Origin of the sequence: Xenorhabdus innexi (assembly GCF_002632485.1) — a bacterium.
In the GTDB taxonomy this organism is placed as follows: Bacteria; Pseudomonadota; Gammaproteobacteria; order Enterobacterales; family Enterobacteriaceae; genus Xenorhabdus; species Xenorhabdus innexi.
In genome coordinates this window covers 1-18,459 of the sequence record NZ_NIBU01000033.1, presented here as the reverse complement: position 1 = coordinate 18,459, position 18,459 = coordinate 1, and the positions used below count along the sequence as shown (strand labels likewise).

15 protein-coding genes and 1 pseudogene are annotated in these 18,459 nt (G+C 37.8%); 7 read left to right on the top strand and 9 right to left on the bottom strand.

Going from position 1 to position 18,459, the window contains the following annotated elements; translation table 11 throughout:
- Positions 1-36: 36 nt before the first annotated feature.
- The 4 genes from Xinn_RS13090 to cspG all read right to left on the bottom strand — a co-directional run bounded on the left by Xinn_RS13090 (position 37) and on the right by cspG (position 3,686).
- The gene (locus Xinn_RS13090; RefSeq protein WP_086953100.1) at positions 37-825 is read right to left on the bottom strand and encodes a BPSS1780 family membrane protein; all 789 of its coding nucleotides are present in this window, start codon (positions 823-825) and stop codon (positions 37-39) included.
- A 109-nt stretch (positions 826-934) separates the two neighbouring features.
- Positions 935-2,338 (bottom strand): coniferyl aldehyde dehydrogenase, encoded by a 1,404-nt coding sequence (locus Xinn_RS13085; protein WP_086953101.1) that lies wholly within the window; start codon positions 2,336-2,338, stop codon positions 935-937.
- Positions 2,335-3,120: a lysoplasmalogenase gene (locus Xinn_RS13080; RefSeq protein ID WP_086953102.1), complete on the bottom strand. Its 786-nt coding sequence runs from the start codon at positions 3,118-3,120 to the stop codon at positions 2,335-2,337. The genes Xinn_RS13085 and Xinn_RS13080 overlap by 4 nt, the downstream gene beginning before the upstream one ends.
- Before the next feature lie 350 nt (positions 3,121-3,470).
- Positions 3,471-3,686 carry a cold shock protein CspG gene (cspG, locus tag Xinn_RS13075; RefSeq protein ID WP_086953103.1) on the bottom strand — a complete coding sequence of 72 codons (216 nt, stop codon included), beginning with the start codon at positions 3,684-3,686 and terminating at the stop codon, positions 3,471-3,473.
- A 320-nt stretch (positions 3,687-4,006) separates the two neighbouring features.
- Here cspG and Xinn_RS13070 point away from each other — a divergent pair, with 320 nt between their 5' ends.
- The 3 genes and pseudogenes from Xinn_RS13070 (at position 4,007) to Xinn_RS13065 (ending at position 6,099) form a co-directional block, all read left to right on the top strand.
- Positions 4,007-4,756, top strand: coding sequence for an SDR family oxidoreductase (locus Xinn_RS13070; RefSeq protein WP_086953104.1), 750 nt, complete (start codon positions 4,007-4,009; stop codon positions 4,754-4,756).
- Between the two features lie 9 nt (positions 4,757-4,765).
- Positions 4,766-4,836 (top strand): annotated as a pseudogene (locus Xinn_RS23440) (integrase); the annotation flags it as partial.
- Between the two features lie 345 nt (positions 4,837-5,181).
- On the top strand, positions 5,182-6,099 hold the full coding sequence (locus Xinn_RS13065; protein WP_169923578.1) for a tyrosine-type recombinase/integrase: 918 nt from the start codon (positions 5,182-5,184) through the stop codon (positions 6,097-6,099).
- A 115-nt stretch (positions 6,100-6,214) separates the two neighbouring features.
- On the opposite strand, the gene uspE is transcribed toward Xinn_RS13065, so the two are convergent.
- Complete coding sequence (gene uspE, locus Xinn_RS13060) at positions 6,215-7,159, bottom strand: universal stress protein UspE (RefSeq protein ID WP_086953105.1); 945 nt, start codon at positions 7,157-7,159, stop codon at positions 6,215-6,217.
- Positions 7,160-7,285: 126 nt separating this feature from the next.
- Entirely contained in the window at positions 7,286-8,041 is a 756-nt protein-coding gene (locus tag Xinn_RS13055) for a fumarate/nitrate reduction transcriptional regulator Fnr (RefSeq protein ID WP_086953106.1), read from the bottom strand.
- Positions 8,042-8,404: 363 nt separating this feature from the next.
- On the opposite strand from Xinn_RS13055, the gene Xinn_RS13050 reads away from it, so the two are divergent.
- The 4 genes from Xinn_RS13050 (at position 8,405) to Xinn_RS13035 (ending at position 14,368) form a co-directional block, all read left to right on the top strand.
- On the top strand, positions 8,405-9,301 hold the full coding sequence (locus tag Xinn_RS13050; protein WP_086953107.1) for a DmsC/YnfH family molybdoenzyme membrane anchor subunit: 897 nt from the start codon (positions 8,405-8,407) through the stop codon (positions 9,299-9,301).
- A 307-nt stretch (positions 9,302-9,608) separates the two neighbouring features.
- Entirely contained in the window at positions 9,609-11,558 is a 1,950-nt protein-coding gene (locus Xinn_RS13045) for a pyridoxal phosphate-dependent decarboxylase family protein (protein WP_086953108.1), read from the top strand.
- Positions 11,559-12,522: 964 nt separating this feature from the next.
- Positions 12,523-13,380 carry a TauD/TfdA dioxygenase family protein gene (locus tag Xinn_RS13040; protein ID WP_086953109.1) on the top strand — a complete coding sequence of 286 codons (858 nt, stop codon included), beginning with the start codon at positions 12,523-12,525 and terminating at the stop codon, positions 13,378-13,380.
- Positions 13,370-14,368: a hypothetical protein gene (locus tag Xinn_RS13035; RefSeq protein WP_086953110.1), complete on the top strand. Its 999-nt coding sequence runs from the start codon at positions 13,370-13,372 to the stop codon at positions 14,366-14,368. Before Xinn_RS13040 ends, Xinn_RS13035 begins: the two co-directional genes overlap by 11 nt.
- 108 nt (positions 14,369-14,476) lie before the next feature.
- Here Xinn_RS13035 and Xinn_RS13030 read toward each other — a convergent pair whose 3' ends face one another.
- The 3 genes from Xinn_RS13030 to Xinn_RS13020 all read right to left on the bottom strand — a co-directional run bounded on the left by Xinn_RS13030 (position 14,477) and on the right by Xinn_RS13020 (position 18,190).
- Positions 14,477-15,256 (bottom strand): class I SAM-dependent methyltransferase, encoded by a 780-nt coding sequence (locus tag Xinn_RS13030; protein ID WP_086953111.1) that lies wholly within the window; start codon positions 15,254-15,256, stop codon positions 14,477-14,479.
- Between the two features lie 50 nt (positions 15,257-15,306).
- Positions 15,307-16,524 carry an MFS transporter gene (locus Xinn_RS13025; protein ID WP_086953112.1) on the bottom strand — a complete coding sequence of 406 codons (1,218 nt, stop codon included), beginning with the start codon at positions 16,522-16,524 and terminating at the stop codon, positions 15,307-15,309.
- Positions 16,525-16,708: 184 nt separating this feature from the next.
- Positions 16,709-18,190 (bottom strand): trypsin-like serine peptidase, encoded by a 1,482-nt coding sequence (locus Xinn_RS13020; RefSeq protein WP_086953113.1) that lies wholly within the window; start codon positions 18,188-18,190, stop codon positions 16,709-16,711.
- Between the last annotated feature and the right edge of the window lie 269 nt (positions 18,191-18,459).

The window sequence follows — 18,459 nt, the reverse complement described above, 5'->3', positions numbered from 1 at the left end:
TCTTTATTTTAGGCGGTTAAATCTGATTGTGTCTGCTTAATCTGCCCGCGTATAAAAAATACTGCGGTATGTTGTGTAATAACTAATAAGTAACATAGGGAGAGTTATGATACAGCCTAAAAATAGAGGAATAGCTGACACAATAAATAGGACAGACATTAACAGGAAAAATATAAATCCTCCAATTAAATTTTTCTTTACAGCACTAAAGCTCATCAATAATGCTTCACTAAAATTAACTTTATTAATGATAATTAATGCTGGAGCGAACCAAGTAAATACTATGGCAATGAGAATGAAAATAAATAAAACTAAAATAGCCCATATGAAGCCAGGATCGTTGTGTGCTAATAGTTCAATATTGACATGTTGAGGGTCTAAAAACAGATTTACCATGCCATCCCCTGCAATAAGGACAGCGACGACAGCGCCAATTACATAGATAACTATATAAAAAACACTAACAGCAATCAGTGAGCCTAATTTTTCTTTAAACCCATAAAAGAGCAAGCTTATTTTGAAATCACCTGTGGTTCTTTGTGTTTCAGCCGCAGTGATGATACCAGCAATAAATACTGAACCAAATAAACTAAATACAAATTTGACCAATGGAATAAAAGAAATTATTCCGATTATGATTGTATAAACCAATGTAAATAGTATCCATCGGAATGGTTTTGCTTTAAACATCCGCCAAGCATCGCCGATCCACTGTATTGCAGCCCCAGCTCCTACCGACTGCCCATGACGAATGAAAACCTCTGTTTCTTTGTTCGGGGAAGCATTTTCTTTCTCAGGATTTAAATTAATATCTTGATTATTCATTTTTTCACTTAGCTCATGAAATTATAATATTAAAATTATAGCAGGAGCAGACTGTTATGCCATAAAATGAAATGTTTCCGCTCATGAAAATAGTTAATTTAATTATTTTTTATCGAGTGAGAAAGTGGATCATTATATTAATGATCTTGTTGTAGGGAGGGCGTAATAGGTCTGTCAGGGCTGGGTTGTATTTGCGTAAAATAGGTATGGATTTGGAGAAAGTTTTAAAACCTTCATAGCCGTGATATTGCCCCATACCGCTCGAACCAACTCCACCAAAGGGTAAATTTGTACATGCAAATTGATATAATGTGTCATTAATGCAAATGCTACCTGCAACGATATGCGATAAAGCAGTTTCAATATATTTGTTATTTTGGCTGAAACAATAAAAGGCCAATGGGCGGTCATGGCTGTTAATATAATGAATGGCTTCATCATAAGAGCGGTAAGTTTTAACCGGTATTAGAGGGCCGAAAATTTCTTCCTGCATAATAGCGCTGCCATCATCAGGGTTTATCACTAACGTAGGAACGAGAACACGTTGTTTAAGTGCCTGTTCTGGGTCAGCAAGAGGCATCAGCGGAATGGTTTTATGACCGTGATTGATTGCATCTTCAAGTAATTTGATAAGGCGCTGATACTGATTGTCATTGATAATACTTGTATAGTCTGCGAAGTTGTTTGGCTGGGGATAGCGTTGCAATACCTGTTTCTTTACTTCTGCGATAAACGGTTCAATGAGACTTTCCGGTAATAATACATAATCAGGGGCTATGCAGGTTTGTCCAGAATTAAAAAGTTTACCGGTTATAATGCGGGAAACTGCCTTTTTCAGATCAGCATCGGGAGCAATCAGTGCCGGAGATTTTCCGCCAAGCTCCAACGTAACAGGAGTGAGGTTTTGTGCGGCTGCGGCCATTACTTTTTTACCATTCTCTTTGGAGCCAGTGAAAAACAGATGATCAAAGGGAAGGGAGGAAAAAGCGGCAGCAATATCTGCTCCGCCCTGAACAATACTGACGCGATTTTCGGGAAAGGTTTTGTTGAGAAGTTTTTCTAAATAGGCATTAGTGTGCGGCGTATGTTCTGAAGGTTTGATAAGAGCATGATTACCTGCGGCAATAGCAGCTATTAATGGTGTGAGCGTCAAATTAACCGGATAGTTCCACGGCGCCATAATGCCAATAACACCAAGTGGCACGTAACGTATTTCAGCCGTTGCTGGCCATAACTGCCATCCAGCCTTGCATTTTTGAGGTTTTATCCACTTTTTAAAATAGCGCAAGCAAAGATCAATTTCCTTCAACACTATTATCGCTTCTGCCATTATGCTTTCATGTCTGGAACGATGACCGAAATCACAGGAAATTGCTGCTGCCATTTCATTCAGGCTGGCTTTAAAATTTGCGCGGAGACGCAGTAAATCATTCCGGCGCTGGTTTTCATCGGGTCGATTATGTTCCCATGCCTGACGCAAAACATTAAATTTATTACTGATTAACTCTATCATTGTTCTCGCCTTGCGATAGATACAGAACTGGCAAAATACCATTGAGCGATATAATAAGTACTGAGTACCAAGAGCGGACTTAATGGAGTTGCAAAGTAAAAGCGTCCATAAGAAAGCATGCTATCGCTGATGGCAAAAAATATGCCGCCAAATGCTGCCATGTTAGCAGCATGTTGTGCTGGAGGTGTTGGATTTCTGGATGGGTAAATAATGGCTCTATTAACCGATAACCCAGTCATAAAAGCCAAAATCATCGCATAAATGGCAACCGGAATTTTTACACTGTCAGGCAGGTTATTTAATAATCCCATAAATATTAATAATGCAATTACGATAAATAGGATAAAGACCGAAAATATAATCAGAGCTGTACGAACAACAATGAGTTTTGAATTGGGACGATTATTTTTAATCTCAGAAATAGAAACACTGTCACAATACAAAGCATAAATGTAAGCGCAGTGGGTAAGCAAAAAGCAAAATAGCCCGGTTAAAAACCAGTCTTGCGGTAACATCAAAAAAAAGTCGCCGCCTACAGCAAATGCAAGCCCAACAGCAATGGCGTTACGATAACGTATTGAGACTGGTTCTCGAACTCTTAGAACCCAAAACACTAATAGTGCTGTAGCAGTAGGCTTCGTCAGATAGTAAAGCCAAATCCATGAAGGATTTACAGATGTGCTCAATAAAGTGCCAACTATGGCGCTGACTGAAAGGAGTGTATAGAGCAATCTGATTCTGTTATTAAAACCATGTTGAAGAGTGCAATTATTTGATGACATATGCCTCGTCCCACTGTTTCTTACTTATTTACAGTATCAGAATTTTTTTTACCTGCAATTAACAACTAAACAACTAAACGTTATTGGTCAGAGTTGAGTTTACTTTCCGATATTTATTTTTATTGGACAGTAACTGAATGTATGTGGGAAGTGCGGAACTGGATAGAAGAGAATTAGATAAAAACTTACAAGTGGTTGACGGGAATAAATTGAAGTCAGGTTAATATCCGCTAATGAAAAAAGCCGGTTTGATTTTATCTTACCGGCTTTTTCTAATCCTATTACTCTGTCTACTCAGGCCGTAAGCCGTCTTCGCTATTGCAGAAAAAAGGATTCAAAGAAGATTTATTTTACGCTGTAGGAACAACGTTTGCTGCTGCTGGGCCTTTGGCACCTTGTTCGATGGTGAATTCGACTTTTTGGCCTTCTTCCAGAGTGCGGTAGTTATTACTCTGAATTGCAGAGAAGTGTACGAACACATCTTTGCTTCCATCGGTAGGGGAGATAAAGCCAAAACCTTTATCTGCATTAAACCATTTTACTAAACCAGTCATTTTATTAGACATATTATATTTCCTTTGATTGAGCCTTTTTAGGCGAACATGGCCTGTTTTACAGAAACTACTTAGCGCTTAATGGAGGTACTCAAAAAAAGGGGATATTATGATAACGCCTGAGTATGAGAACTGCTTTAATAAACTGCTTTGTATGAGGTCTGTTTTTCAAACCGATGGCGTATTAAAACAAGTTCTCGAGTATTATGCAAGTTATATTTTTCATTTTTTTTAGATTCAATATCCATAGCCTGTAACTTAGATTAATGTATAGTTTAATTAACGTAAATTCGTAACTAACCTGAAATCTGGATAATGCAGATAGGATAATCATGACCGAGAAAATACTTTTAGTTACAGGCTCAAGCCGAGGAATTGGAGCGGCTACGGCTATACTGGCAGCAAATAAAGGATACTCTATCTGTTTAAATTATCTAAATGATGAAAAATCTGCGTTTAAAGTTCGCGATGAAATTTTGAATCTGGATGCTAAATGTATAGCTGTACGTGCTGACGTTTCCAATGAGGATCAAGTAAAAAAAATGTTCGACTTCATTGATACTCAGTTAGGAAATATTACTCACCTCGTCAATAATGTTGGGATCTTAAAACAAAAAATGCCCTTAATTGATATGGATGGAGAACGATTCCAACGAGTACTATTGACCAATGTCATGAGTCATTTTTACTGTTCTTCTGAGGCGATTAAGCGTATGTCGATTTCCAGAGGAGGCTCTGGGGGTTCAATTGTTAATGTTTCATCAGGTGCATCGAAAAGTGGCTCACCTTTCGAATACATTGACTATGCTGCTTCGAAAGGTGCTGTTGATACCTTTACTATAGGATTATCTAAAGAAGTTGCCGCTGATGGCATACGAGTTAACTGCGTCCGTCCGGCAGGTATTTACACTGATATCCATGCTGATGGAGGCGAGCCTTCCAGAGTTGATCGTATTGCCAAAAATTTCCCGATGCAAAGAGGCGGAACACCGGAAGAAGTTGCAAATGCGATTCTTTGGCTGCTGAGTGACGAAGCTTCATTTGTGACCGGAAGCTTTACAGATTTATGCGGTGGTTTATAAATTAAAATTAACAGTAAACGCTCACATGAAGCCTGAATAACCTGACGCCGGAAGAATACCGGCTGATGGCTGAAAAGCCGGTATTTCAGATTTACCCTGATGTTTTCAACGCGACTCAATCCTTTATCATCCCATTAGGCCTGACATCCGACATATTTTTTATTATTATTTATCAATGCCTTAATTGAATTTCAGCTTCTTGATATCTTTCTACTTATTAAAATATACATTTGAAAAAGTAAGGTTTAAGAAATAAAATGGTGTGAGTCATTAGCCCCATTTTTTACGTAGAGCAATCAATAAATGTCGGATTCAGGGAGCAATTTATGCACAATAAAGATGAAAAAAATGCAGGGAAACAATCGTTGGTTGTGCTTTCCCGTGAACAGGGAAATGATATAGCTCACCAAAAACAGGGCATGGTTATGTCACTGTCCACATCTGGTAATCAAATATATGACAATCCGGCGATTGCCTATCTTGTCAGTCTGGGGTCAAAACGAAGTCGCCAGACAATGAAATCATTCCTTAATATTGTGGCAAAAATGTTGGGATACCAGAATGTGCGCGATTGTTCATGGAGTGAATTGCGGCGACATCATATACAGGCGGTAATGGAAATGCTCTCTGATTCTGGAAAAGCACCCGCAACAATTAATACTTATCTTTCTGCCCTGAAAGGTGTTGCTTTAGAAGCTTGGACAATGAAACAACTTGATACCGATAGTTTCCAACACATCAAACAAGTACGGTCTGTCAGAGGAAATCGCTTACCGAAAGGACGGGCACTTGAGCGACATGAAATTAAAAATTTATTTTATGCCTGTGAAGATGATATCAGTACAAAAGGTTTACGTGATGCTGCCATTATTGGCATTCTGATCGGATGTGGTTTGCGTCGTTCAGAAATTGTTTCATTAGATATGAAAAGTATTATTTATCGTGAACAAGCACTAAGGGTAATGGGTAAAGGTAATAAAGAACGATTATCTTATATGCCGGAAGGAACATGGAGACGATTAAACCGTTGGATAGATGAAGTTCGCGGTGATCATGCCGGGCCATTATTTACTCGTATCCGGCGTCATGATGATGTGACAGATAATCGTCTTTCAGATCAGGCCATTTATCACATATTGGAAAATCGCAGGATTGAAAGTGGAATAGAAAAATTTGCTCCACATGATCTACGCAGAACTTTTGCTTCAGCGATGTTGGACAATGGTGAAGATATCGTCACGGTCAAAGATGCGATGGGGCACTCAAGTATCACAACGACTCAAAAGTATGATCGACGAGGAGATGAGCGTTTGAGAAATGCAGCCAGAAATTTAAATTTCTGACAGATGACGAAAGCACTATTAGCACAGCATAACGAATAGAGAAACCGTAACTGACAATTCAATGAAAAACCCCATCGCTTTGCTGTGAGGTTTTTCATTTTACTAACCGGATTTTCTATTCATCGATTACACTAATCGGGCAAACAAAACCATCAGGTTTAATCGCCAGAAGATCGCATTTTAATCGGTCAATAACATGCTCTGCCGTATTACCAAGAAATGCGGCTGATAAACCAGTACGCCCAAGAATACCTAAAACGACTACACCCGCATTGAGTTCATCACAAATTTCGGGAATGACTTTTTCTGGTAAACCTTCCTGAACATGAGTTTGTTCTTCACTAACACAAAATTTTTGCCGTAGTTCTTTCATGGCAACCAAATGCTGCCCACGTAGTGCTCGGTTATACACATTAGGATCAAAATCAGGCAATTCTGTTGCAATGTTCAAAGGCGCGGCAGGATAGGAACTGACCAGATGAATCAATGGTTCTTTGACAATTCTGTTAGCAATATCCTGTGTTTCATGAACTAATTTCAGATTAAGTTCATTATGATAGGATTCTTCATTTGATAAATTGACTGCAACAACAGCAGAACCTTTTTCCGGCCATACCTGATCTTTTACCATCCAGACAGGACAAGGGCATTTGCGTAACAAATGCCAGTCAAGCGGGGTAAAGATTATCGATTCTAGCAGGGAATGCTGGTGTGCCATCTTCAATAATAAATCATGCTTTCCAGAAATAACTTCCTGAATAATCGCTTCATAAAAACGGTTATGCCAAACTACCTTAATTTCAATATCAATCCCTGATTCAAGATAGTAGTGTGCCTGCTGTTTTATCCAGGCTACTCGTTGACCAATAACACCCTTACGCATTGCGTCTCTTTCTTCAGGAGAAAGTAACGTGGTCATATCATATGAAAGATCATAAATGGGTAAGAAAGCTTTAATCCTGCCACCATTACGTTGCACGATATATACCGCACGCCTTAACGCTGGCTGATCATCCTGATTCGGATCAATTGCAACTAAGAGGTTTTGGTAGTTTGCCATATTAATCCCTCGCAGAGGCTGGATGTGATTTTTGTATGGGAGATAACTAATGTAGACAACTATAACAGGGGATAGGGAAGCCAGATCAGTAAAATATAGTGATCTGGCTTAAATTTTGAAACAACTTTATGCTACATTCGTATGGGCTTTGCCTGCCAATTCAGTCAATTTCTCCATATTTTCGACAGCAATATACTTACCTTTTACGCCTAAGATACCGTTTTTCTGGAAACGCCCCAGCAAGCGGCTGATTGTTTCAACAGTCAAACCGAGATAATTACCGATATCACTACGAGTCATCGTCAGGCGGAATTCGCGGGGAGAAAAACCGCGTTGGGCAAAACGGCGGGATAAATTATAAACAAATGCTGCCAGCCTTTCTTCCGCGTTCTTTTTGGATAACAGCAGGATCATTTCCTGATCGCCTTTGATTTCACCACTCATCAAACGCATCATTTGCTGGCGGAGATTAGGCATTTTCCCGGAGAGATCATCCAGTGTCTCAAACGGGATTTCACATACCATTGACGTTTCCAGAGCCTGAGCAAAACTGGGGTGTTCTGTATTTATAATGGCATCGAACCCGACTAAATCACCGGCAAGATGAAAGCCAGTTATCTGCTCATCACCTTCTTCAGTGATCGTATAGCTTTTGATAGTCCCAGAGCGGATAGCGTAAAGCGATTTTAGTGCATCACCAGCTTTAAAAAGTGTTTGCCCTTTTTGGATTGGTTTTTTTCGCTCAATAATATTATCAAGCTGATCAAGTTCATGATCGTTTAAAGTGAAAGGAATGCATAATTGGTTAATGCTACAATCCTGACAGTGGATTGCACAACCACCTGATTGAATCCGCCTAATAATACGTTTTTCCGGGACCATAGGAAGTGCTCGTTAGAAATTATTGATGTCGGTCAATTTAACATATTTAGGCCGCTCTGATAAGAGCTTGCTTTTTCTGCTAATCAACCCCAGTTATTATTAAAGAAGAAAAAAATGAAATTTTGCTGTTATTCATGCATAACTTGCGTAAAATCCCGAATGTTCGATATAACATTTCAATTAAACTTAAATTGTCTTAATAATATATACCCATTGTCTTCAGATGGGCTTTTTGCTGGCTAGGTTCAGACATATAGCTGTCTATGCTGCTAATCGCTCTCTTTTAGCTGCGATGCATCTTGAAATTCATTGGGTATAATATGTTGTGATGGTGGTGGTTTTCAGATAAATGGATGGATTAGCATGGGTGAATGGCTGTTGATTGCATTTACAATGATAGTGCAAAGTTCTATTGGTTTGGTCTTAATGAGTGCACTTTATACTCATTTTTTTTATCACAAAACAGAAGTAGGGCAGGAAACAGAAGCTGTGCCTGTCCGCAGAATTTTAGTTATCAGCAGTATTCTGGCAGGAATAGGGTTGTTATCTTTTCTGGATATCATCGGATATCCATCCAGTTCATATCAGCTATTACAATTACATGACCTGATGCAAGAGTGGGTAAACACAGAAACAACATTTTCTGCTGCCTACTTTATTACTCTGAGTTTATATACGCTCTTTGTTCTGATTACAAAACAGAGTCATGCATATATTATGGCGGGAATTAGTATTATAGGACTGGCTGATATCCATTACATGGTCAATATTTACTCTAACAGCAATCTAATCATCTGGACAAATATTAATACTTATTTCTTGTTTTATGGTGCAGTTTTCACTCTGGGGCCAGCACTGGCACTATCACTTATTGGTCAGCCCGGCAGAAAATTTATACGGGAAAAAATTCCGACTAAGTTAATTATGACAGCATTGATCATTGTGTTTATCAGTGTGACAACGCGCTTAATTGAACAACCAGCATACATGGGATGGTTAGTCGAAGCAGTAACTGAAGGTCAAATAGAAAATATTATCTTTCCTCACCAACCCGAAATTAATCTAAGAAGTGCATTTGGTTTCAGAATGATAACGTGGTGTTTATATATCATTGCCATGACGATATGGACCTATACATTATGGAGAGGAAGAAATAAAACACTTGTTCGTATAGGTTGTCCTATCTTATCAGGTACAATTATCATGTTGATTGCTGAAATAATTAATCAATATATCTTCTTTGTTATGTGTGATGTTTGATTATTACTCAATTAATGAGTATATATCCTCCATTTATTCTGTTCTGCACAATAAAAAATGTAACGCCAGTGCTTATTTTTATGTGCAGAAAAATACCTTTTATCTATAAAGTGATATGGGTAGATAATTTCAGCCTCCAGCCCCTGCCTGCATAATTTCTTTGTTCCTGCGCACAAATCCAAAGTATTTGTTAATTTCTTATTAAATTTTCAAGCCATATGTTTTATATCTGTTTCTATAGTTTGATTCATATAATGAATAGTTAATAAATAACAAAAAATAATGATCAATTGAGGATATTACAACTATGCCTAAGTCATCTAATCCTAACTTAAACATTGATGCTCTTTTTTTAGGTCCAAAATCAGAGAATGCCGTGTTCTTCAAAGAAATGATGGATTATGCTGTCAGTGAACATATGCATTGGCGTTCTGGGTTTCATCCTGAAGACTCAGCATTAATTACATCGGTTGATCGCTATGAACATAACTATAGGGAAACTCTCTATCGGACAGAAGGAATACTCAATCAGTTATCCGCAAAACTAAAGAACACCTCTATTCCTCTTTTTTCTCCTCGTTATCTTGGTCATATCAATGCTGACACTTTGATGGTTTCTAACCTCGCTTATGTCATGGCAATGATGTACAACCCTAATAATTGTTCTTATGAAGTATCACCAACAACAACAGAACTTGAGATTGAGTCAGGCTTAGATCTCTGCCGCATGTTCGGCTATGATCCACAACAAGCCTGGGGACATATTACATCAGGAGGAACAGTAGCAAACTACGAAGGTCTTTGGGTTGCCAGGAATTTGAAAACGCTGCCTTTTGCTATTTCCCAACATCCTGAAACGAAAAACCTGCTTAGTCACAAATCCCATCAGCAGCTAATGAATATGTCAACAACGGAGGTTATTGATTTAATCAGTGGCTTAAAAGAGCAGGGGATATTTAATGAAATCCGTGAGATGACGTGTCGTGGTGCTGGTGTCAAACCTGAAATTATAGGTAAGCTACTTGTTCCACAATCCAAGCATTATTCCTGGGTAAAAGCGGCTGATATCTTCGGTATCGGTCAGGAGAATATTATTCCATTACCTGTTAATGCAGAGTATCAGACTGATATTGCTAAAATGCGCGAAATCACACTTTCTCTTATTGAGAAAGGAGAAGCTATTTTGGCCATGATTGCAGTGGTAGGAACAACGGAAGTTGGTGCCATTGATTGTATTGATGAAGTGATCGCATTAAGAAAAGAATGTGAAGAACATCATGGTGCATCATTCTATATACACGTTGATGCTGCCTATGCGGGATATGCCTGCTCTTTGTTGCTGGATGAGCAGGGAAAATTTATGGAATATGATGAGTTAATAAAGAAGCATCATCAACTTGGCCTGATGCCTGAAAATATTGTTTGGCCTAAACCGGCTGTTTACCAGAGTTTCAAGGCATTGAAGCATGTTGATTCGATTACAGTTGATCCTCATAAAATGGGTTTCATTCAATATTCCGCAGGCGCTATCTGCATGAAAGATAAACGAATTCTTGATTTGATTTCTTCCCAGGCAGTTTATGTTTTTCAGGATAATATTCCTCAAAGTCATTCATCTGGCAATAATAGGAATATATTAGGGTCTTCCATAATGGAAGGTTCAAAAGCAGGAGCAACGGCTGCCGCTTTATGGGCAGCTCATCGGCTATTACCTCTGAATGTTACCGGGTATGGCAAAGTGATAGCAGCAGGAATTGTCACGGCACATTGGTTATTAAACAACATAAAAAATATGCCTCTTATAAAGGTCGGAAAATACCAGTTTGAAATGCATATCATGCCATCTCCTGACTTTCATATGATTAACTTTTCTTTCAAGGAAACTGGTAATAACAGTCTGCGGAATCACAATGCCCTCAATAAGCGTATTTATGAACTCTGTTCATATTCTACCAAGCGAGCTTATACCAACGATTTATTCACATCATCGACAATGTTGGATTATAAAGAGTACGGAGATACTCCTCAATATTATGCTGAACAATGTGGTTTTAGCCAGGATGAATGGCAGGAAATTCATCATATTTATGTATTACGGGCGGCTGTCATGACACATTGTTTACGTGATGAAGAATACTTTGAAGAATATTGGGAGCAACTAAAATCTATTTTTGTGAAAAAATTAAATCAGGTTGTGGATGAGCAAGAAAAAGCATTACGTCAAAAGTCAGATTTTAATATTTCATTTCTTAGCTGATATTGAAGGGAAAGAGTTCAATAAATTTTAAGTTGCCTCGTGATAACAAAGGCACATTACTCTCACCGGGAAGGAATTAACCCAGTCAAAATCAGGCCTCCGATGGCAGGATATGTTTGTGAGGCCAACAAAGAAGCGACTTTAGAGTGAAGAACGAAGGTCCTCCGTAAATTAGGGACATTAATTGTATATTTCATTTTGTTATAACATGCTATTTTTGTGCTAAAAATCATTATTTTATAATTAGTTATGTTTTTTCCTTCAAAAAAAATCATAAAAAAGACCCTAATATAGGGTCTTGGAACAATAGTATCGGTTATTCTGGTTTTTTTTATAAAAGCTTATTTATTGTTATACGGATAGGAATTTTTGAAAAAAAATTACCTTTAGCCGGAAGATTAAGATTACAATGACTATTATTATATGATTATAAAAACATTAATATTAGTTATTAAAATTTTTAAGTATATAAATCAAATAATTAATGCAAATATCATCACCTTAACTATATTTAAATACTTAATTTTACTGTCATTAATTCATTTGATTGAATTTTATATGTTTTATACTCCCATATGATTAATGTGTTTAACTTTCTACAAACTATAAAATACGCACAATATTAAATATTTATCAATAAAAACAACAAGTTAATTTTTAAAAATTAAATATAACGATCAAAAAACACAAAAACTTAGAGTGTTGAGTTATATTCCATATTATATTTAATATTTAATGTTTTCATTAGATTAAGTAATTGTTTGTTTTTATTAGATATTATTTTTTTATTTTTGTGATCTGAATCAAGAAAAGGAACCGTTTGTATTGAACGATAAGCTTGAATGTTTAAATTAAAAACACACCACCTGTTTTTTAGAACAGGAGTTTATTAGAACGATATAATTTTGAATTAATGTGACTTACCAATCTCTCAATAATCGCTTGTATTTTATGAGATTACTATATGACCTTTGAATTAAAGCTTGTTAAAGAGCACTATGGCGCATATGTTAATTGCGAAGATGTGTCTAAATTATCTTCCGATGACTGTGTGAAGCTTAAAGAATATCTTTCTGTTTTTGGTTTGCTTATTTTTAGTAATCAAAAAATGGATGATAGATCACTTGTCAATTTTGCCCGCCAAATAGGAAATGGGAAATTAGAAGAACCAGCACGAAAAATATCTCTATCTGAACATAGGAAACATATTGCTTATTTAACAAACCTGAATGATAACAATGGAAGCCCATTAGGTTTTTCCGGAAGTGATACTGATTACTGGCATTCCGATCAAGAGTTTCGGATTAATCCTGCCTCTATTAGTATTCTTCATGGTGTAGTAACACAATGTAATGGAGGTAATACTTCTTTTGCATCAACATCTGTTGACTATCTGGGGCTTTCTACTGACGAAATCTCACTCCTGAATAAACTTTGGTCAACCAGACAACCAGCAGTTTCTCATGATAATGCCCCTCATATTACAGTAGCTCATCCTGTAATTATTAAAAATGAAAAGACAGAAAAGGAATATATATATGTAAGTGAGAACACCATTGAATTTATTGATAATGGCAACCCATTAACAAATTCAGACAAGGTTAAAGAAGAAATTCTGCAAAGAATTTTATCAACTGAGAATATTTATTCACATGTATGGTCAGATGGAGACCTTATTTTATATGATAACAGCCAGCTTTTACATCGTCGTGAATGCTTTAACGGTGACAGATTTATTAAAGCATTGAAAATTTATCCCGATGATTGCTATCAGATAAAAATTCCTGGTAGAGAAATCGAGGAAAATAGTTATGTATCTTAAGAATGAAAGTGAAAAATTCATTAAGAAGTTAGTGAAAGACAGCAATAGAGGATATACCCAAAATGCTATATTTAAACCAGCAAATTCAATGCTGATTAGGGCCGGTATTGCCGGAGGCTTACCATTTGATAGTCTAACTTCTGATGTCGTGACAGGCTGTCTACCAGAAAGTATGGCTTGTTATGGAATGTGTTTTGCTGCGATCTCCAGTTGGAGAGATGGCATTGATTTTGGTAAAAGGATAGATAATTATTTAGACGAAGATATTTTTAATTGCGACTTACGTGCACTTCCTGATTCACAGAAATATATCCGATGTGGATGGAATAGCGATCCTTCATGGAACTGGTCACTTTCAACCCGGATAGCTGAACTGGCCAGAGATGCTAATTTATTGATGATTTTTATTACTAAGGCTTTCAGAAATATTCAGGATAATATTATTCAACGTTTGGTCACTACCAGAGCAGAAATGAGAGTCTCAGTGAGTGCGTTGGATACAAATGAACAATTAAAGAAACGACTTGAATTTATTGAGCAGTACCGTAATGCTGGAGGTATTACTGTTCCTATTGTGCTAACCGGTTTTTTTAAAGACATTACTTTAATGGAGCGCCAGAAAAATATAGTCAACTGGATGGTAAAAAATGATTATCCAGCGGCTGAAAATAGCCTCCGATTTCCATATAATGCAAAGGTTTCCGAACTAGTAGACCAAAGCATGACGAGGCCTTTAGAAAAAGGTGATGAATTTTGGAGCGGTCGATTATATCCTGATAAACTTATTTTTCCTACCACAACAACAATTCCAGAAAATTACCAAGGGCTTAACAGCAGTTATTTGTCTCAATTAGAATTGAGTGAAATTAATAAATTATTTATCGATCCGGTTAAAACCAATGAAGAAGTCATGGCATCTGACTCAGCTTTAGCCAGTCCTAAAATGTGTGGTATATCTGACACACGCCGTTGTACCAACAATGCTTAATAAAGAATCTCACTCAGTCACGCATTACCACTCTGATTAATTATGCAACCCTTTAACTGGCAAAGGCGAGACTGAGTTTTTAGCCATATGTGACGACAAGAAGTATATTTATTTAATACCCGTCCAAATTGTCCAATAATCATTTTCAACAATATTGGTCAGAGAGGGAAGGGACATCTCTATATGATCAATGAGGTAAGCAATCTCTTTATCATTTAATTCATGCAGAATAGAGCGTCCTTTTCGCATTTGAAAATCGTCAGCTAACTGTGAGAAATCGTTATATGTAGTGCGTTTTTCTAAAAAAGAAAATGTTTTTACATGATTAAAACCAACTTCTTTAAACCCATTAATAACTTTATGAGTATCGGGTCTTCTCTGGGTTTCAATATTGCGTAAATGAGGATAAACATCAAAAATATAGCCACGAATGTGTTCAGGTGAGCCGGGCAGGTTAATATCCTGAACAGTCCGATCCTGTAAGATATACATGCCTCCTGATCGCAATAAGCGATAGGCTTCTCCAAAACATAATATTCTGTCTTCTTCGTTAATGTGATGAATAAGGGCTCGCTCAAATATAATATCCTGACTGTTTTCGGGAAGATCGGTATGCAAGGCATCTCCTTTCTTGAGAGTGATATTTGGTAATCCCTGAGTATTTTCTGTTGCATCTGCCAGCATTTGGTCTGAGAAATCAACACAGGTGACACTCTTTGCTCCCAGATTTACCCATGCCCGAGAGTAAATTCCTCCTCCACAGCCAATATCTGCAATATCTTTTCCCGCAGGATCAATCAAATTATGAATGATATCGTACCATTCCTGCTGTGCTTCGCGTCCAAGATAAGTGTGCCGGTTTTCTTTTGCATTAAAATCGATTGTCATTTGAGTTTCCTTCAATATTGAATTTACTAAACAAATTTCAAGTACTGGCCTCAATTAAGTGACGGCGTCACTAAAAAATCTTTTAATGTTAACCCGATCCCCGTGACTAAACAGCTTCCTAATGTGATCATTGTGGCAACAATACTATGTTGGGTTATATGTTGAGTTAATTGTAAAGTCGCAACAGGGAGTAAAAGTAAAATTGTCAGATTGTTGAAACTTTCAGATACTGCCAATATCTGGCCTTTGTTCTGTTTAGCCCGCTTTGCCAGAATAGATGTACTGACAGGGGCTGCAAGCCCTAGCGCATAACCCCATAACATCAGGCAACTCAGGCTAAAAAGCAGGGATAACGGCATTAGCATAAATACCGTGCAGGCCAAAAAGAGTAAGATGATGGCCAACAGTAGTATATATTCATCCCGAATACTTCTACGCTTCACAAAACTTATGGATAGATTGCCGATACCAAGCCCGATACCAAATACAGAAACAGATATACCAACAGTACCCGTTGTTAAATCATAATAATGCCGCAAAATTTCTCCAGATAAGATAAAAGCAGAAACTGCCGTGCCATTCCAAAGTGCTTTTGCAATAAGAGGCCGGATTATGTTCCCCTGAGATATCCAGTGAAACATTGCTGTCTGGAGTTTTATATTTTCTTTTTTAACGGATTGGTCTGTATTGTACTTTAGATGTAAAACCTGTTTTTGGCTTAAAATGCAGAGCAAAAAACACCCTGTTGCACTTATCAAAAATGGCATCTGCCAGTTAAAGGCCTCGGTCAATACACCGGAAAAAACAGGGCCAGTGACAATTCCCATAGTCATGCCAAGCATAACGATCCCCATCGCTGGGGCTTGCCTGTGAAGGGGAAAAATATCTGCAATCAAAGCAAAAACAGCCGGAATTAAAGCTGCGGCAGCAATACCCCCAAAAATACGCAGCCCAATCGCAACTGCTAAATTAGGGGCTATGGTTAATAGCACCCCGTCCAGTGAAAGAAATAATAAAGATGCCAGCAACAATTTAGGCCGGTTTATTCTATCTGATAACCAGCCAAAAATCGGGGCTGTCAGCGCATAAGAGAGGGCATAGCCAGATACCAGCCAGACAGTTTTGTCGGTTGTCGTGTTGAACGCTTCAGCCAATGGCTGGAGCATAGGAGCCAACATAAACTCTGTCGCTCCGATGAAAAATACAGCACATGCAAATATCAGCAAAATGAATGGTGAAACTACAGGCGATACAATACGTGGTGACATATTCAAGTCTCCTTAAAAGTAAGTTGTGTAGAGAAGGGGAATGATGGATGAAATTTTTAGCTAACGTATTGAGTGGAAATGATAAGAAGAACAGGGGAAATTTTTGGTAATGAAGATATTTTTTGGGTAGCGAAAGGATTCAGATTCACTGCCAGCGATCACTGGCAGTGAGGTTGGTTATTATTTATTTAGCAGAGACAGCTTCAAGATCAAGTACATTAATTGGGCTTTCGTTTTTTGCTACATCGTGACCATATGCGCAGATCCGCCAAGGTGCTTCAGATTTTGCCAGTCTTACAGGCCTAAATAAAGGGCTATAATCTGATTTATCTTCACAATTAGTTGTCGCTTTAGGGCCATATTTCACTTGTGCTAACCCCGAAAGTTCATATGGTTGGGCTTCAACCGTTACAACCCAACTGTCAGTTCCATAATCATTGGGATGAATAATGGGTGCGATGGATGGGGGAGTATTATCAATTTCCCGCAACATCACTGACGCATCTTTTACATTCTGCCATTCGCCAGCATTATTCTGATGAATAACACAGAGCTTGTAGATCCCTTCAGTTTCAGGTATCAACAGATTCTCCAGAGTCTTCTGACTGGCAGAAATCGGAGCACCATATCCAGCTTCGTTTTTACAATCAATTTCACTGATTAATCCGGCTTTATAGCGGATATTAGTAACATCAGCACCATCTTTAACTACCACATCCCATTTTGCTTTCTCACCATCAACAATACTTTGAGTGATCCACGGTGACCAAAATTGGCTTCTTTCTAAGATATTACCGCTATTATTTTCAAGTTTGGACAGATCCAGTTTGTTATCCTTGGTTATTGCGTTAGCAATGGAATCTACAGGAATAAAATAGCTGGCACCTTCTGTCGGAACACCTTTATTGTCTTCAATGGTACAAGGTCGGCCATCGCCACAACCAGTCATTCCCGGCTCTGTAGTAGTATTGAGAATACCGATAACATCTGTTTTACCTTTTTCAAATACAGGAGAACCAGACGTTCCACCAACTACACCAGCACAGTTAACCGAGAAAGTCGGAGACCAAATCCATGGAACTGAGCTTTCGTACAATGTGGGTGCTTTCCCGGTAATATCACATTCAGATTTTCTGAGATAAGCTGAATTATAGTCAACATCATTCACAGGAATGTGAGTCAACACGATAGGCTGTTTTTTCATCTCAAGATTTTTCTTCAACTTCAGAGGATGATAGCCTTTTTTCGCCAAATCACCGTAAGTTGCTTTCAATTGTAAGACGGCGATATCCTCATATTTCATTGTTGAATATAAAATACGATCAATTTTTATTGGTGAAAGACTGTCTTTTTTATCAATGAAATAATCCGGCGTATACTCCCAATATTCAGGTGCTGGCTGATCAACAATAACATCATTTGTATTGGAACTATTTTCAATACAATGTCCTGCTGTTATGATTAGCGCTGCTGCGTTCTTATCCGGTGTATTTTCACCGGCAAACAGGGTTGCGGTACAGTGTGAACCGCCTACCAATTTACCTACAGTCGTGAATTTATCAGCACCGGGATCCGTGGATTTCATTAATGGTGCTTCATTAGCCAACGCATTTGAGCACGCTGCGATAGAAATTAAACTAGCCAGTAGAGCTTTACGATAAGTCATAATTTTTCTCCTTTAGGTTATGTCGATGACTCGGAGACTATTATTAGACTTAAAATTGATAAGCTATACTTAATCATCTTGTACCTTTGAGTATACAAACCCTGTAAATCAAAAAGAAACTAAAAACTCACTGCCAGTCAGCGCCAGCAGTGAGTTTCTTGATTTAACTGATTTTTATTGACTAGAATTTCCAGTTGGCATTGAAGAATACGCCATTGTCTTTATGACCACGGGATAAGACCCCTTGATACCCCAGCGATAATTGAGTA